Source organism: Actinosynnema sp. NPDC050436, assembly GCF_040655415.1.
Lineage (GTDB): Bacteria > Actinomycetota > Actinomycetes > Mycobacteriales > Pseudonocardiaceae > Actinosynnema.
This window is the reverse complement of record NZ_JBFAJV010000026.1, coordinates 37,048-60,145: the sequence shown is the minus strand read 5'-3', so window position 1 is coordinate 60,145 and position 23,098 is coordinate 37,048. Positions and strand designations below refer to the sequence as shown.

The following is a 23,098-nucleotide window of genomic DNA, read 5'->3' as shown; positions in this document are numbered from 1 at the left end:
TCATCCCCGTGTGGCCCGGTCGGAGACAACCACCCTTGAGTGGGTAGTGCAAGCGAAGGGCGTGCTTGCACTACCCACTCAAGCGCGGTTCGCTGCGCGCGGGCCACACGGGGATGACACGACGCGCTTGGGTGCTGGTGCGCTGACGCGCTAGGGGTGGGTTGTCGTTGTTGTTTCTAGTCTTCCCAGCGGAAGACCTTGGCGGCGATGAAGCCGACCACCAGGGTGAAGCCGATGAGGACGGCTGCGGGGAGGGCCAGGGCTTCGATTCCCTTGCCCCGGACCAGGACGTCCAGCATTCCGTCGTTCATGTGGCGCAGCGGGAAGATGTTGGAGACCGTCTGGAGCCAGCCCGGGGCGTTCTCCACGGGGAAGAAGGTGCCGGAGAGGAATGCCATCGGCATGATGACGATGTTCGCCGCGCCGCTGGCGGCCTCCTCCGTCTTGCAGAACGCGCCGACGAGCATCCCGACCGCGAAGAACGCCGTGGTGCCGAGGATCAGCAGCGGGAGTGCCAGCCACCACTGACCGGTCAGTTGCAGGCCGAACCACGGCGTCAGGGCGACCGCCACGAACATCACGCCCTGGGCCAGCGCGGTGCCGATGCTGACCAGGATGCGCGAGCTGAGCACGGCGGTGGGGCCGACCGGGGACAGCCGGATCCGGCGCAGCACCTGCTTCTTGCGCCACGACACCAGGGTGAGGGCCGCGCCGAACACGCCGGAGATCGAGACCGCCCACGACAGGATGCCGGGGGTGAGGTACTGGATCGGCTTGAGCGAGGCGTCCTCGACCGGTTTCGCGGCGAACGTGAACGTGGGCGGGGCGTTCGTGGCGGCGACGTTGACCTTGTCCACCACGCCCGAGACGATGCCGACGACCGTCTGCGCCTTCACCTGGTCGCTGGCGGCGAAGGTCAGCTCGATCTCGTTGCCCTTCACGGCGACCACGGCCGGCAGGTCGCCGTCGTTGACCTTCTGGCGCGCGGTGTCGACGTTGTCGTACTTCTCCAGCTCCAGCGCACCGGTCTTGTCCAGGGCGGTGATGACCGGGCCGTCGCCGACCACGGCGACCTTCGTCCGTTCGTCGCCGGCGTCGCGGAACAGCAGCCCGAAGACCACGAGGAACATCAGCGGGAAGAAGAAGACGAAGAACAACGTCATCTTGTCGCGCAGGAAGCCCTTGATCATGGCGATGGACAGGCTCTTGAACGCGGTCATGCGCGGTACTCCCGTCCGGTCAGGTTGAGGAACACGTCCTCCAACGTGGCCGTGCGCACCTGCAGGCCGTCTAGCGTTCCGCGTTCCGCCAGCGCGGACAGCACGGGCGCGGGCTTGCGGGTGGAGATGGTCAGCGAGACCTCGTCCTCCTGGGCGTCCTCGACGCCCTCGATGGCCTTGGCGTCGGGCACCCCGAGCAGGCCCTTCTGGAGGATGACGTGCGTGGGCGCGTCGAGGCCCCGGACGAGGGTGGCGGGCGCGTCCATGGCGAGGATGCGGCCCTTGTCCATGATGGCGACGCGGTCGCAGAGGATCTCGGCCTCGTCGAGGTAGTGCGTGGTGTAGACGATGGTCTTGCCGCGCGCCTGGATGGCCCGCAGCACGTCCCACAGGTTGCGCCGCGCCTGCGGGTCGAGTGCGGCGGTCGGCTCGTCCAGGAAGACGATGTCCGGGTCGTGGACCAGCGCGCACGCGATGGACAGCCGCTGCCGCTGACCGCCGGAGAGCTTGTTCTCCTGCACGTTGGCCTTGTCCGACAGGCCGACCAGTTCGAGCATCTCGTCGGCCTTCTTGGCGGTGACGCCGTAGAGCGAGCCGAACGTCTGCAACTGTTCCTTCGCCGTGAGCTTCTCGAAGAAGCTGGACGCCTGGAGCTGCACGCCGATCCTGGGCAGCAGCTTGGTGTTGCGCGGCCACGGGTTCTCGCCCAGCAAGGTGACGGAACCCTCGTCCGACTTGCGCAGGCCCTCGACGATTTCCAGGGTCGTGGTCTTGCCGGCCCCGTTCGGCCCCAGGATGCCGAAGAATTCCCCCTCGGCGACGGTGAACGACACTCCGTCCACCGCTTTCAAGTCGCCGTAGTGCTTGCGGATGTCCGCGACCACCACGGCTGGTATGCGTGCCCCTGTCATGGCTGGGAACGTAGACGCTCGGTGAGCACGAGGTGGGGGAACTGGGCCGGACGAGCGACGAAAGTGACCAAAGCTCCACAAGTACAATACTTTGGTTGCCGTTTTCCGTTGCGCTGTGTGTTTGGTTGCCCGCAGATGGTGATCGGTGTCGGCCGGGAGCGGTGAGTGGTGGCCGGGGTGAGGGTGGCTGGTGTGTCCGCGTGGGGTCAGGGCGCGGGGGGCTGGGCGCAGGGGGACGGTGGGGCGCTGTCGGGGGTGGTGGCCCAGGTGGCTTCGGACGGGGTTCGGGTCAGGGTGTAGTCGAGGTTCGCGCCGCCGGTGAGGACGTGGTGGTCCACCCACACCTTGTCGTGGCGGACGTGGTCCAGTTGCGCGGCCTTGATGTACTGGAGGGCCCGGGGGTCCGCTCCGGTCGCGGTGATGACGATCTGGTTGCCGTTCTGCTGGTGGATCACCGACTTCTCGTACCTCGGCGCGTGCAGGACGAACTGGCCGGTGCCCGGCACGGCCGGGTAGAGGCCCAGGGCGCTGAAGACGTACCAGGCGGACATCGTGCCCAGGTCGTCGTTGCCCGTCACGCCGTTCGGGCCGTCCACGAACAGGGTCTGGGCCGCGCGGTTGACCGCCGACGTCTTCCACGGCTGGCCCATCAGCGCGTACATCCACGGCGCGTGCAGGTCCGGCTCGTTGTTCGGGTTGTACCTGAACTGGTTGTAGTAGTTGTACGGGCCGACCACCCACTTCTCCCGGACGGCCTTGGCCGGGTCCGCGACCAGGTCGGCGTAGGCGAAGAAGTCGTCCAGCCGGGCCGTCGCCCTCTCCTTGCCGCCCAGGCGTTCCACCAGGCCCGGCACGTCGTGGTGGGCCAGCCACTGGTACTGCCACGCGGTGCCCTCGTGGAAGCCGTCGCGGCCCTGCGGGGTGAACGGGGTCAGCCACCGGCCGTCCGCCGTCTTCGGGCGCGGGAAGCCGGTGAAGCCCCGGTCGGTGACCGTGTCGTCCCACAGCACCTCGTAGTTCCCCGCTCGGCGGCGGAGGGTTTCGGCGTCCTCCGCCCGGCCCAGCGACGCCGCCATGACGGACAGCGCGCAGTCGGCGAGCGCGTACTCCAGGGTCGCGGACGCGCCGTGGTGCGGGTCGACGTCCTGGCCCTTCTTCGGGAAGTCCTTGTCGTACTGGACGAAACCGTTCTCCAGGTACGACGGGTTGCCCACTCGGCCTTCGAACGGCGAGGCCGGGTCGGGGACGCGGGTGGCGTTCTGCCACAGCGCCTCGTAGGCGTCGTCCTCCCGACCCTCCAGAGCGCCGAAGCGCCACAGGTCCACCAGGAACGGGGTGACCGGGTCGCCGGTCATCGTGTTGGTCTCCTGGTTGGCGTACGCCCACCTCGGCAGCCACCCGCCCTGCTCGTGGACGGTCAGCACGGACCGGGCCACGTCCTTGGCGCGGTCGGGGCGGAGGAGGGCGAGGAGCTGGTTGTGCGCCCGGTAGGTGTCCCACAGCGAGAAGTACTCGTAGTAGGTCCAGCCCTCGGCCGTGTGGACCTCGTTGTCGAAACCCCGGTACCGGCCGTCGATGTCGTTGCCGGTCAACGGTTGCAGCAGCACGTGGTAGAGCGCCGTGTAGAAGACCGTGCGGTCGGCGGGGTTGTCGGTGTCGATCTCGACCGAGCCGAGTTCGGTGCGCCACAACGCCTGTGCGGCGTCGCGCAGGTCGTCGAACGTCCGGTTGCGCGCCTCCACCAGGTTCTTCGCCGCGCCGGCGGGGTCGACGTGGGAGATCGCGGTGGCGGCGGTGACCGGGCCGTCGGCGAAGGTGAGCCACTGGCCGCGCAGTCCGGCACCGCCCTCCGCGCCGCCCCAGTTGCCGGTCCTGGTGAACGGGCGGTCGAACGTGGTGGTGAAGTACGTCGTGTAGGGCTTGCCGCCGCAGAACGCCTGCGCGGTCACGGTGCCGGCCAGGGTGCGGTCGTCCACCACGCGGACGCTGCTGGCCGAGACCGGCTCCTTGTCGTTGGCCTGCCCCACGTTGACCAGGACGTGCGGCGTGGCGCCGGGCGGGAAGGTGAAGCGCTCGACGCCGGTCCGGGTGGTCGCGGTGGACTCGGCGGTGATCCCGGACGCCAGCCGCACCCGGTAGTAGCCCGCCTCGCCGACCTCGCCCTCGTGCGCGTAGCCGACGCCGTAGCGGCGGTGGTCGAAGGTCGCGGGGAGCGCGGTCGTCGGCAGGATCGACACCAGGCCGCCCTGTTCCCAGCAGCCCGCGCCGGAGAGGAAGAAGTGGCCGAAACCCCGGATCACCGGGTCGTCGTAGCGCCAGCCCGCGTAATGCGACCCGATGGGGCTCGAATGGGCCTTTCCGAACGGCGCGGAAGCGCCCGGGAACGTGTTTCCCTCGTCTTTTGTGCCGATGAACGTGTTCACCGACCGGACCGGGTCTGTCTGCGCGTTCGCGGTCACGGGTACCACCATAGCGGCCATGGCGAGGAATACCAGGGTTGCCCGTAGCACGGATTTACCGTACCCAATCCGACGGTTCATCTCACACATCTCCGACCATTCGGGTGAACGCACGGGCGGAAGTCGGCAATCGTTCACGAATGCCGTCCGGGAGTCAGCCGATGCCCGTGGCGAAGACGTGGAAGGAACCGCCGGTGACCGCCGACGGGAGGGTGACCGACCGGACCTGCTTGGGTTGCAAGCTGATCGGCTCGGTGGCGAAGACGAAAACCTTGAGCTGCTGGGGCGTCCCGCTGGAGTTGTTGCGGTACGGCGTGACCGCGACGACCCGGTTGCCGAACGACGGCGGCGTGGTCGCGTTGCCGCCCAGCGCCCAGTCGGAGAACCCGACGTCCTCCACCTGGGTCGTCCCGTCGGCGTAGGTGATGGTGAGCTTGCCGGACGCCTTGCCGCCGCCGGCGCTGCCGAGCAGGCCGAGCTTCGTGCCGGTGGCGTCGAGGGTGACGGTCTGGCCGGTGGTGTTGACGTTGTCCGGCTCGCCCACCGGCGAGGCCGGCCAGGTGTAGGTGATGCCGTCCTGGGTCACCTTCGCCCCGGGGGTCAAGCCCTTCTCCCCCAGCGCCTTGCGGGAGAAGCTCCAGCCGCCGCCGTCGAAGTTGCCGATGGCCTGGTTGTCGTCGGGGGACGTGCCGACGTTGTTGAACGCGGCCCGCAGGCTGCCCGGGTCGGCCACCAGCACGGAGATCGTGCTGCGCTGGCCGTTGGAGAACGTGACCGGGACGCGGTGGGTCTGCTCGGCCGCGTCCGGGGCGACGGCGACCGTCACGGTCTGGCCGGCCTTGTCGCCCGGTGGCGCGGTGATCTCGCCCTGGCTCGGCGTGACGGTGATGCCGCTGGGCGGCTGGGCGCTCCACGCGACCTTGCCGCCCTTGCCGGAGAAGTCCTGCGCGCCGACGGTGACCGTGCCGGTGCCGCCGGCGGGCAGCACGAGGCGGCCGGGTGAGACGTAGGACTGCTGACCGGTCTCCCCGTCGCGGAACGACGGGGGCGCGTCGGACGGCCCGGTGCCCCAGGTGGTCGGCTCCGCGGCGAGGTCGAACTCGACCGTGCCGCCCCGGGCCACCAGGGACTCCGGCAGCCAGGTCCGGGTCTGCGCGCGGCCGTCGACCTTGAGGTTCGCCACGTGCTCGCCGGTGCCGGACGCCTTCACGACGATCGGTGCGCCGTTCGGGCGGGTGATGGTGACCTCGGGGAACAGCGGGCTGTTGACGACGAGTTCGGCGCGGCCGGGGATGGCCGGGTACATGCCGAGGGCGGCCCACACGTACCAGGAGGACATCTGGCCGAGGTCGTCGTTGCCCATCAGCCCGTTGGGGCCGGGGCCGAACAGCTCGTCGACCGCGCGGCGCACCACGGACTGGGTCTTGGCCGGCGCTCCCGCCCAGTTGTAGAGCCACGGGCTGTGCATGATCGGCTCGTTGCCGAGGAACGCGTGCGGCTCGTCGGGCCCGGCGTTGAGCTTGGTGAAGAAGAAGTCCAGCCGGTCTCGGACCTTCGCGTCACCGCCCATCGCGGTGAACAGGCCGCGCGCGTTGTAGGGGACCATCCACGTGTACTGGGCGGCGTTGCCCTCGACCCAGTTGTCCGGGTTGCCGGGGTCGAACGGCTCCACGAACGACCCGTCGCGGTTGCGCGCCTGGGTGTAGGAGGTGGCCGGGTTGAAGATGTTCTGCCAGTGCTGGGCGCGCTTCATGAACGTCTGCCAGGTCGCGCCGTCGCCCAGCCGCCGGGCCAGTTGGGCGATGGAGAAGTCGGCGCTGGTGTACTCCAGGGTGGTGGCGGGCGCTCCCCAGACGCCTTGCGCGCCGATCGGGACGTACCCGAGTTCCTGGTACTCCTCGAGCCCCGGGCGTTCCTCGTAGCCCTGGGTGGGTTGGGTCGCGCCGCGCAGCATGAGCAGCAGGGCCTTGGAGGCGTCGAAGTCCTTGACGCCGAACGCGTACGCGCTCGACACCATCACGTGGTAGGGGTCGCCGACCATGACCCCGGTGTAGCCGTTGGCGACCGTCCAGCGGTCCCACGACCCGCCCTGCTCGGCGAAGGCGACCATGGAGCGGACCATGTCGGCGGTTTCCTCCGGTGCCAACAGGGAGAGCAACTGCATCTCCGAGCGGTAGACGTCCCAGCCGGAGAAGTTGGTGTAGATCGCACGGCCCTTGTCGGCGGTGTGGATGCGCCCGTCGAAGCCCGGGTAGCGCCCATCGACGTCGGAGAACACGTTGGGCTGCAACAGGGAGTGGTAGAGCGCGGTGTAGAACGTGGTGCGCTGGGCGTCCGTGCCGCCGGTGACCTCGACCTGGCCGAGCCGGTCGTTCCACGCCTCGCGGGCGGCGGCGTGGACGGCGTCGAACGACTTGGCGGCGTTCTCCGCCTGGAGGTTCTTCTTCGCGCCGTCGACCGAGACGAACGACAAGCCGATCCGCATGGTCACGTCCGGGTCGGCGAACGTGACGTAGCCGCCGCTGCCCGGTCCGGAGACGGTGGTGTCCAGTGCGCCGACCGAGCGCTCCTCGCCCTGCGCGGCGAGCGTCTTGCGGGCGTCACCGAGGTCCCCCTTGCGCGGTGAGCCGCCGCGCTCGGTGGGCTTGCCGGGCGTGACCGCGCCGTTCTTCCACGTGCCGACGGACTCGAACGGCTGGTCGAACCGGGCGTGGAAGTAGACCCGGTAGCGGTGGTCGGCACCGCAGAACCGGCCGCTGGTGGCCCACCCGCTGATCGAGTCCGCGCCGATGGTCACCTCGGCGTCGTCGGTGCCCGCGATCGAGCCGGAGGTGTCGACCAGCAGGGTGGACGTGCTGCCGCCGGGGTAGGCGAGCCGGCCGACGCCGGTCCGCTGGGTGACGGTCAGCTCGACCTCCGCGCCGTTGTCGAGGGTCACGCCGTAGTAGCCGGGGGTGGCGGTCTCCGCCGCGTGCGAGAAGGTCGAGACGTACCGGCCCGGGTCGGCGGCGGGCGACGTCGTCACCTCGCCGACGAACGGCATGATCGGGACGTCCTGGTAGGTCGAGCACCCGGCACCGGACAGGTGGGTCAGGCTGAAGCCCTTGATCCGGTTGTCGTCGTAGGAGTAGCCGCCGTGCTGGCGGGTCACCGTGTCGGGGCTCCACTGCACCATCCCGAACGGCACGTCCGCGCCGGGGAAGGTGTTGCCGGCGCCGCCGCCGGTCCCGTGGTCGGGGCCACCCGGCCGGGTGCCGACGAACGGGTTCACCCAGCGCGCGAGATCGTCCGGTTGGGCGTGCGCCACGACCGGTTGGACCACCGAGGTTGCCACCAATGCCGCTGCCGCCAGTGCCGTCCTCACGAGCCCTCCTCGGTTGACAACGCTGTCCACGAACTCGGGGTGATCGCATACTCGCGGAGGGTGTCGGGGGTGCGTCAAGGCCGTGGCCGAGTGTTGTCCGGTTCGAGACAGCGCGGATCATTGACATCGGGCAGGCTCGGGTGTGTGATTCGCGGACTATGACAACGTTGTCCGCGAACGGCACCGCCCGAAAGGTCCGGCGCGCGACCATGAACGACGTGGCGCGGTTGGCGGGCGTGAGCATCAAGACGGTCTCGCGCGTGGTGAACGACGAGGCGGGTGTGCACCCGGCGACGGCGGAGCGGGTGCTCGCGGCGATCGACCAGCTCGGCTTCCGGCGCAACCTCAGCGCGCGCAACCTGCGCCGGGGCTCGTCCACCGGCACGGTCGGCCTGGTGCTGGAGGACGTGGGCAACCCGTTCTACTCGGGCGTGACCCGGGCCGTGGAGGAGATCTCCCGGCTGCGCGGGCGGCAGGTCATCACCGGCTCGTCGGACGAGGACCCGGCGCGGGAGCGGGAGCTGGCGCTGGAGTTCTGCTCGCGGCGGGTCGACGGCCTGCTCATCGTGCCCGCCGGCGTCCAGCACGGGTACCTGGTGCCGGAGATGCGCGCGGGCACTCCCGTGGTGTTCCTGGACCGCCCGGCGGGTGACGTCGTCGCGGACACCGTGCTGGTGGACAACGTCGGCGGGACGGCGGAGGCGGTGCTGCACCTGGCGTCCTTCGGGCACCGCAGGATCGCGTTCCTCGGCGACGCGCCGGACATCTTCACCGCCAACGAGCGCCTGCGCGGCTTCCGCGAGGGGTGCGCGCGGGCGGGCGTCGGGTTCCGCGAGTCGCTGGTGGTGATGGGGCCGCACGACGAGGAGTCGGTGCGCCGGGCGCTGCACCGCCTGCGGGACGGGGCGGACCCGGCGACGGCCGTGGTCACCGGCAACAACCGGATCACCGTGCACGCGCTGCGCGCGCTGGCCGGGTCGGCGTCCAGGCCGGCGCTGCTCGGCTTCGACGACTTCGAGCTGGCGGACCTGCTCTCGCCGCCGGTGAGCGTGATCGCGCACGACGCGAGCGCGCTGGGCAAGGCGGCGGCCGACCTGCTCTACGCCCGCCTGGACGGCGACACGGCACCGCCGCGCCGCGTGGTGCTGCCGGTCCGGCTGGTGGCCCGGGGCTCCGGGGAGGTGCGCGCGTGAGCGGCCGGCCGATCGCGCTGCCGGCCAACCAGCCGGAGCAGTTCTACCGGGGTGGGGCGGCGATCGCCGCGCTGCGCGGCGACGCGGCGGCGGGCCTCGGCCCGGAGGACTGGGTGGCCTCGACCACCACGCTGTTCGGGCGGGACGAGGCGGGCCTGACCCGGCTGCCGGACGGGCGGTGGCTGCGCGACGCGGTGGTCTCGGACCCGGTGGGGTGGCTGGGCGCCGAGCACGTGGCGGCGTTCGGCGCGGACACCGCGCTGCTGGTCAAGCTGCTCGACGCGGGCCAGCGGCTGCCGGTGCACTGCCACCCGTCCGACGCCTTCGCGGCGGAGCACCTGGGGTGCCGGCACGGCAAGACCGAGGCGTGGATCGTCATCGGCACCACCGGCCCGGACCCGGTGGCGTACCTCGGGTTCCGCGCGGACGTCACGCCGGAGGCCGTCTCCGGGTGGGTGGCGGCGCAGGACTCGGCGGCCCTGCTCGACGCGCTGAACCCGGTGTCGGTCAAGGCGGGCGACGCGCTGTTCGTCCCCGCCGGCGTGCCGCACGCCATCGGCGAGGGGGTGTTCATCGCGGAGTTGCAGCAGCCCACGGACTTCTCCGTCACGTTGGAGTGGCGCGGTTTCCTCGACGCCCCCGACGCGTGGCACCTCGGCCTGGGCGGGGACACCGCGCTGGGCTGCGTGGACCGGCGGGCGCAGCACCTGGAGGACCTGCTCACGCACACCGCGTCCCGGGTCGCCCCCTCGGTGAACCTGTTGCGCGCCAAGGCCGACCCGTTCTTCCGCGCGGACCGCCTGCACGTGTCGGGCCGCGCGCGGCTGGACCCGTCCTTCGCGGTGCTGGTGGTGCTGGACGGCGAGGGCGTGCTGGGAGGGGTGCCGGTGCGCAGGGGGAGCACGGTCGTCGTACCGCACGGGGCGGGCGAGGTGGAGGTGACCGGCGACCTGGTCGCCGTCCGCTGCCGCCCGCCGCTGCCGTCGAGCCCGGGGAGGTGACGTGGTGGAACCCCTGTTGGACGCCCGCGACCTGGTGAAGCGCTACGGCGGCGTGGAAGCGCTGCGCGGGGCGTCGTTCACCGCGCACGCGGGCGAGGTGGTGTCCCTGATCGGGGACAACGGGGCGGGCAAGTCGACCCTGGTGAAGTGCCTGTCCGGCGCGGAGCAGCCCGACGGCGGCACCATCGTCTTCGACGGCCGCCCGGTCGCGCTGCCCGGCCCCGCCGCCGCGCGCGAGCTGGGCATCGAGACCGTCTACCAGGACCTGGCCGTCGCGCCGGACCTCGACCCGGCGGCGAACCTGTTCCTGGGCCGCGAGCTGCTCAAGCCCGGCCTGCTCGGCCGGTTGGGCGTGCTGGACAAGAAGGAGATGCGGCGCCGGGCGACCGGGTCGTTCGAGGAGCTCGGGGTGTCGCTGCAGGACGTGGACGTGCCGATCGGGGCGCTGTCGGGCGGGCAGCGGCAGAGCGTCGCGGTCGCCCGCAGCGTGGTCTGGGCGGGCAGGCTGGTGTTCATGGACGAGCCGACCGCCGCGCTCGGCGTGGTGCAGCGGCAGCGCGTGCTCGACGTCGTCAAGCGGGTCCGCGACCGGGGCCTGGCGGTCGTGCTGATCAGCCACAACATGCCCGAGGTGCTGGCCGTGTCGGACCGCGTCGAGGTGTTGCGCCTGGGCCGCCGGGTCGCCCGGTTCACCGCCGCCGACACGACCGTGGAGGAGCTGGTCGGCGCGATGACCGGTGCCCTCTCCCAGGAGGACGCATGAGCGGGCGGACCTTGCGGCAGCGGCTGCTCGGCGCGAACACGCTGTGGATCGCGCTGGTGCTCCTGGTGCTCATCGCGGTGTTCGGCGCGATCCGCCCGGACGCGGTGCTGACCACCTTCACCCTGCAGACGACGCTGGTCGAGACGTCGGTGCTGCTGGTGCTCTCGGTCGGCATGACGTTCGTGATCATCACCTCCGGCATCGACCTCTCGGTGGGCTCGGTGCTGGTGTTCTCCGGCGTCACCTCGGCGATGACCATGAACGCGCTCAACGGCGGCAACGCCACCGCCGCCGGCTGGGGCACCGTCCTGGTCGGCCTGGTCACGGCGCTGGTCAGCGGCGCGGCCTGGGGCCTGCTCAACGGCCTGCTGGTCGCCCGGACCGGCATCCCGCCGCTGATCGTGACGCTCGGGTCGTTCGGCGCGGCCCTGGGCGCGGGGCAGCTGCTGTCCAACGGCTCGAACGTCAGCGGCGTGCCGGACGTGCTGGGCAACGGCCTCGGCACCGGGACCTGGTTCGGCGTGCCCAACCTGGTGCTGCTCGCCGCCGTGGTGACCGCGATCGGCGCGCTCGTCCTGTCCACCACCAGGTTCGGCCGCCACACCTACGCCATCGGCTCCAACGAGGAGGCCGCCCGCCGGGTCGGCATCGGCGTCCGCCGCCACCTCGTCGCGGTCTACCTGCTGGCCGGCGCGCTGGCCGGGCTGGCGGGCTTCATGGCGCTGGCGTACTTCCGGGTCGCGTCCGTCACCGGGCACGACACGGACAACCTCAACGCGATCGCGGGCGTGGTGCTCGGCGGCACCAGCCTGTTCGGCGGCGCGGGGTCGGTCGTCGGCACGGTGCTCGGCGTGTTCATCCCCGCCGTGCTGCGCAAGGGGTTCGTGATCGTCGGCGTGAACGTGTACTGGCAGCCGATCGCGGTGGCCGTCGTGCTGGTGGCCGCCGTGTGGTTCGACCAGTCGCGACGGAGGGCGCGCAACCAACGCTAGGCGAAAGGTGCGGGAGACCATGTCAACGAGGACAGTTGCCCTGCTCGGCGCGGCCCTGCTGCTGACCGCGTGCGGCGGCGGGGGCCAGATCGGCGACACCGGGGGTTCCGGCGACGGCAAGAAGGTGGTGCTGATACCCGGCGTCGCCGCCGAACCGTTCTACATCTCCATGGAGTGCGGCTTCCGCGAGGCGGCGAAGGCGCGGGGCTACGAGGTCGACGTCCAGGCCCCCGCGAAGTTCGACTCCACCCTCCAGACGCCGATCGTGACCGGCGTGCTGGCCAACAAGCCCGGCGCGGTGCTCATCGCGCCGACCGACGACAAGGCCATGGCCGGCCCCCTCAAGCAGCTCAAGGACGCCGGGATCAAGGTGGTCGAGGTCGACACCAAGCTGGAGGACACCTCGATCGCGTCCTCCACGATCTCCTCCGACAACGAGCAGGGCGGCCAACTGGCCGCGCAGACCCTCGCCCGGCTCACCGGCGACAAGCCGGGTTCGGTCCTGGTGCTCAACACCAAGGCCGGCACGTCCACCACCGACGCCCGCGCCCGGGGTTTCGAGGAGGAGATCACGAAGTACCCGAACCTGAAGTACGTCGGCCAGCAGTACACGGACAACGAGCCCGACCAGGCCGCGTCGAAGGTGACCGCCACGCTGGCCGCGAACCCCGACCTGATCGGGGTGTTCGCCACCAACCTCAACACCGGCGAGGGCGCGGCCACCGGCCTGCGCAACGCGGGCAAGACCGGCGTCGTGAACCTGATCGGCTTCGACGCCAGCCCCAAGCAGGTGCAGGACCTGCGCGGCGGCGCGGTGCAGGCGCTGATCGCCCAGGACCCCGCCGCCATCGGCCGGATCGGGGTCGAGCAGGCGATCGCGGCCATCGAGGGCGGCGCGGTCAAGCGCGACATCGAGACCACGCTGCTCGCGCTCACCAAGGCCGACATGGACGCCAACGAGAAGTACTTCTACAAGCAGCAGTGCTGACGCCGGTCGCCTGGGCCGGGTCCCGGCTCAGGCGTCCAGGTACTTGTTGGCCAGCTCCGAGTACTCCTTCTCCAGGTCGTCGGCCAGGTACGCGACGTAGGCCCACGGCACGTCGTGCACGTGGTCGCGCATCCCGATCAGGTGGCGGCGGGCGCGGGGCGCGTCGTCGGCCAGCGCGAACGCCGCCGCGAACAGGTTGTGCGCCTGCAACGACCTCGGGTGCGCGCGGGCCGGCGCGGCCTCCCACCGGTCCGCCGCCTGCGCGATCTCGTCGCGCACCCGGCTGAAGTACCGCAGCTTCAGCGTGGCGACCTTCAGCGCGCTGCGCGCCTGCACCGCCTCCTCGAACTGCTCCAGGAAGACCTCGAAGTGCGCCAGGGGCAGCATCGCCACCACCGGGTCGCCCGGCGGCGAGGCGTCGACGCTGCCGTGCGCGAACGCCATCATCTCCTCGGCCGAGCCGCCCCACTTGGCGGCCAGGATCTGCAACCGGGTCCAGTGCGCGGGGTAGAGCGAGGGGCACCGGGCGACGACCTCCCGCCACACCTCGTCCTTCTGGTCGCGGTCCACCTGGAGGCCGAGCCCGGCGGTCTGGAGCTGGGACCACGGCACGGCGTCGCGCGGCAGCAGCTTGGCGGCCTCGTGCAGCGGCCCGACGGCCTTGCGCAGCGTGCCGAAGAAGACCTTGAACCGGTCCTTGCCGACGCTGTCCGCGCGCCCGGACCCCCGGATCGCCCAGGCCTCCCGGATGAACGCGGTGCCCGCGAGCAGCCACAGGTCCGGGTCGGTGTTGGCCTTGGCGAGTTCGAGCAGCTCGTCCGCGTGCCCGATGGCGTGCTCGCCCAGCACCTCGACCCGCAGCGCCCGCAGCTCGGGCTCGTCCCGGCACTCGGCCAGCACGGTGGTGGCCGCCCGGAGGTGCCCGGCGTCCATCTCCTCGGCCGCGATGTCCAGGATCGCGTCGTCGTAGGTGTGGTCCCGCACCACCTCGCGGGCGACTGCGGCAGGCCGCTTCCTCCGGAATATCCCCACCAGAACGACCTTACTTTCCCGCAGCGGCGACTGGCCTAGTTCTTTCGTAGACCCGAACGCCGCCTTTGTGAGGTTGCCGCCCACCCCGCCGCACCGATGAGGATGGGGGCACTACAGGAGGGGGAAACCTTGCGAACCGCAGCATTAGCCGTGTCCACCATCACGCTGGTGGCGACACTCCCGGCCGTGGCACAGGCCCAGGAGCAGGACCGGATCACACCCCTGCACGCCCAGACCATCACGTGGGGCGCGTGCACCGACATCCCCGCACCGGCCCTGGAGTGCGGCACCTACACCGCGCCGCAGGACTGGCGCACCCCGGGCGACGGCAAAACGATCACCATCGCGGTCAGCCGCCTCAAGCCGAAGTCCGGCACCAGCCGGGGCAGCGTGCTGACCAACCCGGGCGGGCCCGGTGCGCCGGGCCGGACGCTGCCGCTGCTCTACCAGAGCCGCGCGAAGCTCGTCGACAACTTCGAGATCATCGGCATCGACCCCCGGGGCACCGGGGCGAGCACCAACGTGACGTGCGCGAACTTCGACTTCCAGCTCCTGGCCGACCCGCGCGACCGCAGCCGGGCCAACGTCGGGCTCATCTACGACTCGGCGGAGTTGCAGGCCGACCTGTGCCAGCAGCGCTCCGGCGAGCTGGGCAAGGTCGTCAACACCGAGCAGACGGTCCGGGACCTCGACCTGCTGCGCCACCTGCTCGGCCGGGACAAGATCAACTGGATCGGCTACTCCGGCGGCACGTGGATGGGCGCGTACTACGCGACCTACTTCCCGAAGCGGGTGGACAAGTTCGTGCTCGACTCGAACGCCGAGTTCACCACCACGTTCCAGGACGTCTTCGACGAGTTCGGCCGGGGCTTCGAGCGCCGGTTCCGGGTCGACTTCCTGCCCTGGGTGGCGAAGTACGACAGCCTCTACCACCTGGGCACGACGGCGGAGCAGGTGCGCCTGGAGTACGAGGACACCCGCGCGAAGCTGGCCGCGAAGCCGATCCAGCTGCCCGACGGCACCGTCGTCAACGGCGTGCTGCTGGACCTGTTCCTGGTCAGCGCCCAGTACAGCAAGACCCGGTTCCCGGGCGCGGCGGAGACCTTCGCCGAGCTGAGCCGGATGGCGGACGGCGTGGCGGCGCTCACCTCGGACATCCGCTACCCGGACGCGGCCACCGCGACCCTGTACGGGGTCACCTGCAACGACACCCGGTTCCGCGGCGGTCGGGAGTTCCTGGCCCGCGACGCCGAGCGCCTGGGCCGGCAGTACCCGCTGGTCGGCTGGTACCAGATGCTCGCGCCGTGCGCGTTCTGGGACCGCCCGGACCTGCGCCTGAAGACCCCGACCGGCAAGGGCGTGCCGCCGGTCCTGATGGTGCAGTCGGTCCGCGACCCGGCCACCCCGGTCGAGGGGGCGAAGCGGGCGCACGAGAAGTTCGCCAACTCGCGCCTGCTCACCGTCACCGACGAGGGCGACCACGGCGTCTACGGGTTCGGCAACCCCTGCGTCGACGACCTGGTCGAGTCCTTCATCGTGGACGGCGTGGTCCCGGCGCGGGACGTGACCTGCCGGGGGATGCCGCTGCCCGACCCGACGCAGCCCACCCCGTCCGGCCGCTCGCTGACCGGCTGGCTGTGAGCCCGGCGCGGCCCGGGACGGTGGTCCCGGGCCGCGCCCTCAGGTCCCCGTGACCCCGGACTGCCGCCGCCGGGCCGCGTAGACGCCGGCCTCGGTGCGCCGGTCGAACCCCAGCTTGTGCAGCAGCGAGGACACGTAGTTCTTGACCGTCTTCTCCGCCAGGTACAGCCGCGCGGCGATCTGCCGGTTGGTCAGCCCCTCGGCGATCAGGTCCAGGATGCGCCGCTCCTGCGGGCTCAGCGAGGCGTAGCGCGGGTCCTCCACCGGACCGCCGCGCAGCCGCTGGAGCACCGTGGCGGTGACCCCGGAGTGCAGCAGCGACCCGCCCGAGGCCAGCGTCCGGATGGCCGACACGAGGTCGTTGCCGGACACCTGCTTGAGCATGTACCCGGCCGCGCCGGCCATGATCGCCCCGAACAACGCCTCGTCGTCGGAGTACGAGGTCAGCATCAGGCACGCCGGCGGCGGCTGGACGGTCGAGCGGATCTCCCGGCACACGGTGACGCCGTCGCCGTCGGGCAGCCGGACGTCGATCACCGCCACGTCGGGCCGGTGCAGGGCGGCGGCCTCGACCGCCGCCGCGGCGCTCTCCGCCTCCCCCACGACCTCGATGTCGGGCTCCACGGTGAGCAGTTGCTGCAAGCCGCGCCGCACGATCTCGTGATCGTCGACGAGCAGCACCGAGATGGACATGAGACCTCCCCTACCCCGATACCAACGGCACGGACCACGTGACCGTCACACCCCGGCCCGGTTGCGAGCGCACCTCGCAGCCGCCGTCCCACCGGGCCGCCCGCGCCGCCATGTTGGCCAGGCCGCCGGTGTGCCGGGCCTCCCCCTCGGGCAGCCCGTCCCCGTCGTCCACGACCACCAGCCGCAGCTCGGTGGCCTCGCGGTCGACCTGGACGCGCACCTCGACCTTCCGCGCCGACGCGTGCCGGGCGGCGTTGGCCAGCGCCTCGCGCAGCGTCGCCAGCAGGTCGGGCCGCACGTGGTCGGGCACCAGCGAGTCGATCGGGCCGTCCGCCGCCAGCACGGGTTCGAAGCCGAGCAGCCGGCTGGAGTCCTGCACCACCCGCAGCAACTGGGCGCGCAGCGACGCCGAACCCGCCATCGGCTCCTGGAGGGAGAAGATCGTGCGCCGGATCTCCCGGATCGTCTGGTCGACCTCGCTGACGAAGGCGGCCAGCCGCTGGGCCACGAGCGGCTGCTCGACCAGCCCGTCGAGCCCCTGGAGCCCCAGACCCAGCCCGAACAGCCGCTGCACCACCAGGTCGTGCAGGTCGCGGGCGATCCGGTCGCGGTCCTCCAGCACGGCCAGCCGCCGCCCCGCCCCGGTGGCGCGGGTGAACTCCAGGATCAGCGCCGCCTGCCGGGCGAACGACTCGACCAGCGCGACGTCGGATTCGTCGAACGCGCGGTGGTCCCGCGAGCGCGCCACCATCAGCACGCCGAGGACGCGCTCGCCGGCCGCCAGCGGCACGACCACCACCGGGCCGATCCGGTCGAAGTGGCCGGGCAGCCCGTCGAGCACCTTCGTCCGCCCGGTCGCGTAGACCTCGCGGCTCGCGCTGCCCTCGCGGGACACGGTGAACCCGCGCAGCTCGCCGTCCATCACCCGGACGGCCAGCTCGCCCTGCGCGTCGGGCAGCGCGAGGACCGCGTTGACGCCGTCCGCCGCGAGCCGCGCGCGGACCGCGACCAGCCGCAGCGCGTCCCGGTCGGGCGTGCCGGTGAGCAGCGCGTTCGTCACCTCGTTGGACGCGCGCAGCCACACCTCGCGCTGCCGGGACTGCTCGTAGAGCCGGGCGTTCTCGATGGCGATGCCCGCCGCCGCCGCGACCGCGACCACGACCTCCTGGTCGGCGCGGGTGAAGTCCGCGCCGCCCTCCTTGTCGGTCAGGTACAGGTTGCCGAAGACCTCGCCGCGCACGTGCACCGGGACGCCCAGGAACCCCGGTGCGGCCGGGTCGAACGCCAGGCCCTCGAACTGCGCGTGCCGGGTGTCGTCGCCGTAGGTGAACTCCAGGAGCTGCCGGTTCGGCCCGACCACGGCCAGCGCGCCGTACCGCGCGCCGACCAGGCTGCACGAGGACTCCACGATCCGGCGCAGCACGTCGGGCAGCGACAAGTCGCTGGCCAGCGACACGACCGCGCCGAGCAGGCGGTGCATCCGGTCCTGCGAGACGAGCACCTCGGCGGTCCGGTCGGTCAGCTCGCGCAGCAACCCGTCCAGGCGCGCGTTCACGTCCGGGGTACCTGGCAACCGACCCACCCCTCCAGCAGGGAGGTGCCGAGGTTATCCCCTCGGCGGGAGGGGGCGCGACGCGCGTCGCGCCGGCACCGCCGCGCCGGGCGTCACGGGATGCGGCGGCCGGACAGCAGCTCCAGCGCCACCACCAGGTAGCGGTCCTGCCTGCCGACGCCCCGCGAGGCCAGCGGCAGCGCGCGCAGCCGGACCAGCGCGGTCTCGTCATCCACCTCGGTCACGTGCCCGACCGCCATCACCGACCAGCCCCGGGACAGGTCGGCCGCCACCTCGTCGATCTGGAACGCCACGATGGTGTCCCGGGCGACCAGCGTGGAACTGCCCTCGGGCACCCGCAGCACCACCGACTCCCCGTCGACCACGTACACGACGGGGTGCACGACCGGCAGCGCCTGGTCGGTGTAGACGAGTCTCCCGACGGCCGTCGCGCGCAGCAGTCTCAGGCACTCCTCGCGGGAGAGCACCTGGAGCCCCACGGAGTCGTACATCGCACCTCTTCATCCCCAGTTGCCGGACTAGAACATTCTGCGTTTCGCCCGTGCTTGCCTAGAGTCGGAAGTCCCGGCTTCGACTTCCCACTCCGACGGGGGATTTTCGGTGCGCGCCGGTAACCGGCGCGGCGCTGCGCGGGAGTCGGCGGCCCGCCGTTGACCAGCGCGGACGCGGCAGCGCGAAAAGGCGGACCGGGTGCACCGGAGGGCGCGGAACGCACGCCATACGAGACGTGGGAGATCCGGCTGAAACGCGCCGGCGGAAGCGGGCCCCGGGCGATTCCCCGGCCCGTGCGCCGACCGGGATCGCTTTTCACCCCGACGGGGTGCAAATGATCCCCGATTCATCCGCCGGTCACCGGTACCGCGTCGTGCCGGCACCTCGCGGCGTCACGCGCCCACGCCCTCCACCAGCTCGTCGGCCGCCGCGTAGGGGTCCAGCTCGCCCGCCACGACCCGTTCGGCCAGGCTGTCCACGGCCGCGCCGCCGCGCAGGTCCCCGAACCGGGAGCGCAGCCGTTCCAGCGCGATGGCCTCGATCTCGCCCGCCGCCCGGCGCGCGCGGCGGCGGGCCAGCTCGCCGCGCTCGTGCAGCCACGCCCGGTGCGCGTCGATCGCGTCCAGCACGTCCGCCACCCCCTCCCCGCGCGCCGCGACGGTCTTCACAACGGGGGGCCGCCACCGCGCCTCGGCGCGCTCCCGCCGGCCCAGCGAGATGACGTGCTTGAGGTCGCGCGCGGTGGCGTCCGCGCCGTCCCGGTCGGCCTTGTTCACCACGAACACGTCGGCGATCTCCAGGATGCCCGCCTTGGCGGCCTGGATGCCGTCGCCCATGCCCGGCGCGAGCAGCACCACGGTGGTGTCGGCCAGCGACACGACCTCCACCTCGGACTGCCCGACGCCCACGGTCTCCACCAGCACCACGTCGCAACCGGCCGCGTCGAGCACCCGCAGGGCCTGCGGCGTGGCCCACGACAGCCCGCCCAGGTGGCCGCGCGTGGCCATGGACCGGATGAACACGCCGGGGTCCGTGGCGTGCTCGCCCATCCGCACCCGGTCGCCGAGCAGGGCACCGCCGGAGAACGGCGAGGACGGGTCGACCGCCAGCACCCCGACCCGCTCGCCGCGCGCGCGGTAGGCGCTGACCAGCGCCGACGTCGAGGTGGACTTGCCGACGCCAGGTGCCCCGGTCAGGCCGATCACCCGCGCGTTCCCGGTGAACGGCGCGAGCGCGCGGGCGACCTCGCGCAACTGCGGGCTGGCGTCCTCCACCAGGGAGATCAGCCTGGCGACCGCGCGCGGCTGACCTTCGCGCGCGCGGCCGACCAGCTCTACGACGTCGACGGTGCGGACCACACCGCTAGACCTTAGGGACGCGCACGATCAGGGCATCGCCCTGACCACCCCCGCCGCACAGGGCCGCCGCGCCCACGCCGCCGCCGCGGCGCTTGAGCTCCAGGGCCAGGTGCAGGGCGAGCCGGGCACCCGACATGCCGATCGGGTGGCCCAGCGCGATCGCGCCGCCGTTGACGTTGACCTTCTCCTCGGGCACGCCGAGCGCGCGGGCGGCGACCACGCCGACCGCCGCGAACGCCTCGTTGATCTCGACCAGGTCGAGGTCGGCGGGCTCGATGCCCTCCTTGGCGCACGCGGCCCTGATCGCGTTCGAGGGCTGCTCGTGCAGGCTCGCGTCGGGGCCGGCGACGACGCCGTGCGCGCCGATCTCGGCCAGCCAGGTCAGGCCCAGCTCCTCGGCCTTGGCCTTGCTCATCACGACCACGGCCGCCGCGCCGTCGGAGATCTGCGAGGCGGAGCCGGCGGTGATCGTGCCGTCCGGGGCGAACGCCGGGCGCAGCCGGGCCAGTGCCTCCACGGTCGTGTCGCCGCGCACGCCCTCGTCGGTGCTGAACAGCACCGGGTCGCCCTTGCGCTGCGGGATCGACACCGGGGCGATCTCCTCGGCGAACACGCCGTCCTCGATCGCCTTGGCGGCGCGCTGGTGGGAGCGGGCGGAGAACGCGTCCTGCTCCTCGCGGGTCACGCCGTGGCGGGCGTTGTGCTTCTCGGTCGACGCACCCATCGCCACCTGGTCGAACGCGCAGAACAGCCCGTCCAGGGACGTGTGGTCCTGGAGGGTGACGTCGCCGAACTTGTAGCCGCCGCGCGACTTGGGCAGCAGGTGCGGGGCCTGGGTCATCGACTCCTGGCCGCCCGCCACCACCACGTCGAACTCGCCGGCGCGGATGAGCTGGTCGGCCAGCGCGATGGCGTCGATGCCGGACAGGCACACCTTGTTGACGGTGAGCGCGGGCACGGTCATCGGGATGCCGGCGGCGACGGCGGCCTGGCGGGCCGGGATCTGGCCCGCGCCGGCGGTCAGCACCTGGCCCATGATCACGTACTGGACCTGCTCGGGCGCGACACCGGCCCGCTCCAGCGCCGCCTTGATGGCGACACCGCCGAGCTGGGCACCGGAGAAGTCCTTCAACGATCCGAGCAGTCGCCCCATCGGGGTACGGGCCCCGGCGACGATGACGGAACCGGACACATCGGCCTCCACGAGCAGGTGTAAGCGGTTGTTAACCAACCACGATACCCAGGGCTACTCGGGGGTAGACCTGTGAGGCGCCGCACAGCACCCCGGGCACCGGTCCCGTCGCTACTGTGCGTGCCATGCACCCAGAACTCGCCGGATCGGTGACCGCCATCGACCACGTCGGCATCGCCGTCCCGGACCTCGACGCGGCGATCGCGTTCCACCGCGAGAACTTCGGCCTGGAGGTCGCGCACGAGGAGGTCAACGAGGAGCAGGGCGTCCGCGAGGCGATGCTGCGCGCCCCCGGTGACGACGGCACGGGCACGGCCGTCCAGCTCCTGGCCCCGCTGACGCCCGAGTCGACCATCGCCAAGTTCATCGGCCGGTCCGGTCCGGGATTGCAGCAACTGGCCTACCGGGTGTCCGATGTGGACGCCGTCGCGGCGGCGCTGCGGGCCAGGGGCCTGCGCCTGCTGTACGAGGGGGCCAGGCGCGGCACGTCCGGCAGCCGGGTCAACTTCGTGCACCCCAAGGACGCGGGCGGCGTGCTGGTCGAACTGGTCGAACCGGCCGCCGAGCACTGACGGACGGCGGCGACGGATCCCGGCGGCCACGCACCTCGGCGGAGTGCCGCCGGGACCTGGTCCGGACATTCGGCGGGGTCGGCGGTCGGCGTCGGGGCGGTCCGCCACCTCGGCCCCACGGCCGGAACGACCGAACGGGCGAAACGCCAGTGCCCTGGCTCACAGCCCTGGTACTGAATCGGTTACCCGTGGGTAACCTCCGGCAACCCCGCGTGGACCTGCGTCCGACGCCGAAAATCCCGAACCCCCGAATGGGAGGGACCGCCGTGCAGGAGATCCTCGAAGCGATCCTCGCCGACCAGCCGGCCGCCATCGGATCGTTGGACGTGCCCGCGACCTACCGGGGCGTGACGGTGCACGCCGACGAGGTCGAGATGTTCCAGGGCCTGGAGACCAGGGACAAGGACCCGCGCAAGTCCCTGCACCTGGACGAGGTGCCCACGCCCGAGGTCGGCCCCGGCGAGGCGCTGGTCGCCGTGATGGCCTCCGCGATCAACTACAACACCGTGTGGACCTCGATCTTCGAGCCGATGTCCACGTTCGGGTTCCTCAAGCGGCTGGGCAAGAGCTCGCCCGAGGCCGCCAAGCACGACCTGCCCTACCAGGTGATCGGCTCCGACCTGGCCGGCGTCGTGCTGCGCACCGGGCCGGGCGTCAACGCGTGGAAGCCCGGTGACCGGGTCGTGGCGCACTGCCTCGACGTCCAGTTGGAGCACCCGGACGGGCACAGCGACACCATGCTCGACCCGCAGCAGCGGATCTGGGGCTTCGAGACCAACTTCGGCGGGCTCGCCGAGCTGGCGCTGGTGAAGGCCAACCAGCTGATGCCGATGCCCGCGCACCTCACGTGGGAGGAGGCGGCGTCACCCGGTCTGGTGAACTCCACCGCCTACCGCCAGCTCGTGTCGACCAACGGCGCGAACCTGAAGCAGGGCGACACGGTGCTGATCTGGGGCGCGTCCGGCGGCCTCGGCTCGTACGCCACGCAGTTCGCGCTCAACGGCGGCGCGACCCCGGTCTGCGTGGTGTCGTCGCCGGAGAAGGCCGAGATCTGCCGGCGGATGGGCGCGGAGCTGATCATCGACCGGTCTGCGGAGGGTTACCGGTTCTGGAAGGACGAGCACGAGCAGGACCCGAAGGAGTGGAAGCGGCTCGGTGCGCGCATCCGCGAGCTGACCGGCGGTGACGACCCGGACATCGTGTTCGAGCACCCCGGCCGGGAGACCTTCGGCGCGTCGGTGTTCGTGGCCAAGCGCGGCGGCACGATCGTCACCTGCGCCTCCACCAGCGGCTTCCTGCACCAGTACGACAACCGGTACCTCTGGATGAACCTCAAGCGGATCATCGGCTCGCACTTCGCCAACTACCGCGAGGCGTGGGAGGCCAACCGGTTGGTCGCCAAGGGGAAGGTTCACCCGACACTGTCCAAGGTGTACTCGTTGGGGGACACCGGTCAGGCCGCGCACGACGTGCACCGCAACGCGCACCAGGGCAAGGTCGGCGTGCTGTGCCTGGCCCCGGAGGAGGGCCTGGGTGTGCTCGATCACGAGCTGCGCTCGGCTCACCTGACCGAAATCAACCGTTTCCGGGACGTGTAAAGCGAAAACCTCTGGTGGTGCGGGTGGCGGGGTGCCCCCCGCGCCGCCGGAACGGG

Annotated in this window: 18 protein-coding genes; 8 read left to right on the top strand and 10 right to left on the bottom strand. The window is 71.7% G+C overall.

Annotated features, from left to right (window positions below; all coding sequences use genetic code 11):
* Positions 1–176: 176 nt before the first annotated feature.
* The 4 genes from AB0I60_RS36140 to AB0I60_RS36125 all read right to left on the bottom strand — a co-directional run bounded on the left by AB0I60_RS36140 (position 177) and on the right by AB0I60_RS36125 (position 7,954).
* Positions 177–1,220, bottom strand: a complete 1,044-nt coding sequence (locus tag AB0I60_RS36140; protein ID WP_360738413.1) for an ABC transporter permease — start codon at positions 1,218–1,220, stop codon at positions 177–179.
* Positions 1,217–2,131 (bottom strand): ABC transporter ATP-binding protein, encoded by a 915-nt coding sequence (locus tag AB0I60_RS36135; protein WP_360738410.1) that lies wholly within the window; start codon positions 2,129–2,131, stop codon positions 1,217–1,219. The genes AB0I60_RS36140 and AB0I60_RS36135 overlap by 4 nt, the downstream gene beginning before the upstream one ends.
* Positions 2,132–2,337: 206 nt before the next feature.
* On the bottom strand, positions 2,338–4,611 hold the full coding sequence (locus AB0I60_RS36130) for a GH92 family glycosyl hydrolase (RefSeq protein ID WP_360738408.1): 2,274 nt from the start codon (positions 4,609–4,611) through the stop codon (positions 2,338–2,340).
* A gap of 133 nt (positions 4,612–4,744) precedes the next feature.
* Complete coding sequence (locus AB0I60_RS36125) at positions 4,745–7,954, bottom strand: GH92 family glycosyl hydrolase (RefSeq protein WP_360738406.1); 3,210 nt, start codon at positions 7,952–7,954, stop codon at positions 4,745–4,747.
* 209 nt (positions 7,955–8,163) lie between these two features.
* Here AB0I60_RS36125 and AB0I60_RS36120 point away from each other — a divergent pair, with 209 nt between their 5' ends.
* The 5 genes from AB0I60_RS36120 to AB0I60_RS36100 are packed head-to-tail and all read left to right on the top strand — an operon-like array spanning position 8,164 to position 12,891.
* Entirely contained in the window at positions 8,164–9,147 is a 984-nt protein-coding gene (locus AB0I60_RS36120) for a LacI family DNA-binding transcriptional regulator (protein ID WP_360738419.1), read from the top strand.
* Entirely contained in the window at positions 9,144–10,148 is a 1,005-nt protein-coding gene (locus tag AB0I60_RS36115) for a class I mannose-6-phosphate isomerase (protein WP_360738403.1), read from the top strand. Before AB0I60_RS36120 ends, AB0I60_RS36115 begins: the two co-directional genes overlap by 4 nt.
* 1 nt (position 10,149) lies before the next feature.
* Complete coding sequence (locus AB0I60_RS36110) at positions 10,150–10,911, top strand: ATP-binding cassette domain-containing protein (protein ID WP_360738400.1); 762 nt, start codon at positions 10,150–10,152, stop codon at positions 10,909–10,911.
* A complete protein-coding gene (locus tag AB0I60_RS36105) occupies positions 10,908–11,903 on the top strand; it encodes an ABC transporter permease (protein ID WP_360738397.1) in 996 nt (331 codons plus the stop codon). The genes AB0I60_RS36110 and AB0I60_RS36105 overlap by 4 nt, the downstream gene beginning before the upstream one ends.
* A gap of 19 nt (positions 11,904–11,922) precedes the next feature.
* The gene (locus tag AB0I60_RS36100; RefSeq protein WP_360738394.1) at positions 11,923–12,891 is read left to right on the top strand and encodes an ABC transporter substrate-binding protein; all 969 of its coding nucleotides are present in this window, start codon (positions 11,923–11,925) and stop codon (positions 12,889–12,891) included.
* Positions 12,892–12,918: 27 nt separating this feature from the next.
* On the opposite strand, the gene AB0I60_RS36095 is transcribed toward AB0I60_RS36100, so the two are convergent.
* Positions 12,919–13,923 (bottom strand): hypothetical protein, encoded by a 1,005-nt coding sequence (locus AB0I60_RS36095; RefSeq protein WP_360738391.1) that lies wholly within the window; start codon positions 13,921–13,923, stop codon positions 12,919–12,921.
* A 168-nt stretch (positions 13,924–14,091) separates the two neighbouring features.
* On the opposite strand from AB0I60_RS36095, the gene AB0I60_RS36090 reads away from it, so the two are divergent.
* Positions 14,092–15,564 (top strand): alpha/beta fold hydrolase, encoded by a 1,473-nt coding sequence (locus AB0I60_RS36090; protein WP_360738389.1) that lies wholly within the window; start codon positions 14,092–14,094, stop codon positions 15,562–15,564.
* Positions 15,565–15,603: 39 nt separating this feature from the next.
* On the opposite strand, the gene AB0I60_RS36085 is transcribed toward AB0I60_RS36090, so the two are convergent.
* From AB0I60_RS36085 to AB0I60_RS36065, 5 genes are all read right to left on the bottom strand, one after another.
* Positions 15,604–16,257 carry a response regulator transcription factor gene (locus AB0I60_RS36085; protein ID WP_360738387.1) on the bottom strand — a complete coding sequence of 218 codons (654 nt, stop codon included), beginning with the start codon at positions 16,255–16,257 and terminating at the stop codon, positions 15,604–15,606.
* A 10-nt stretch (positions 16,258–16,267) separates the two neighbouring features.
* The gene (locus tag AB0I60_RS36080) at positions 16,268–17,839 is read right to left on the bottom strand and encodes a GAF domain-containing protein (RefSeq protein WP_360738385.1); all 1,572 of its coding nucleotides are present in this window, start codon (positions 17,837–17,839) and stop codon (positions 16,268–16,270) included.
* Between the two features lie 83 nt (positions 17,840–17,922).
* A complete protein-coding gene (locus AB0I60_RS36075; RefSeq protein WP_360738383.1) occupies positions 17,923–18,321 on the bottom strand; it encodes a pyridoxamine 5'-phosphate oxidase family protein in 399 nt (132 codons plus the stop codon).
* A gap of 393 nt (positions 18,322–18,714) precedes the next feature.
* Entirely contained in the window at positions 18,715–19,680 is a 966-nt protein-coding gene (meaB, locus tag AB0I60_RS36070; protein ID WP_360738380.1) for a methylmalonyl Co-A mutase-associated GTPase MeaB, read from the bottom strand.
* 4 nt (positions 19,681–19,684) lie between these two features.
* Positions 19,685–20,872 (bottom strand): acetyl-CoA C-acetyltransferase, encoded by a 1,188-nt coding sequence (locus AB0I60_RS36065; protein WP_360738378.1) that lies wholly within the window; start codon positions 20,870–20,872, stop codon positions 19,685–19,687.
* A 125-nt stretch (positions 20,873–20,997) separates the two neighbouring features.
* Here AB0I60_RS36065 and mce point away from each other — a divergent pair, with 125 nt between their 5' ends.
* On the top strand, positions 20,998–21,444 hold the full coding sequence (mce, locus tag AB0I60_RS36060) for a methylmalonyl-CoA epimerase (RefSeq protein ID WP_360738376.1): 447 nt from the start codon (positions 20,998–21,000) through the stop codon (positions 21,442–21,444).
* A 251-nt stretch (positions 21,445–21,695) separates the two neighbouring features.
* Complete coding sequence (gene ccrA, locus AB0I60_RS36055) at positions 21,696–23,042, top strand: crotonyl-CoA carboxylase/reductase (RefSeq protein WP_360738373.1); 1,347 nt, start codon at positions 21,696–21,698, stop codon at positions 23,040–23,042.
* The last annotated feature ends 56 nt before the right edge of the window (positions 23,043–23,098 follow it).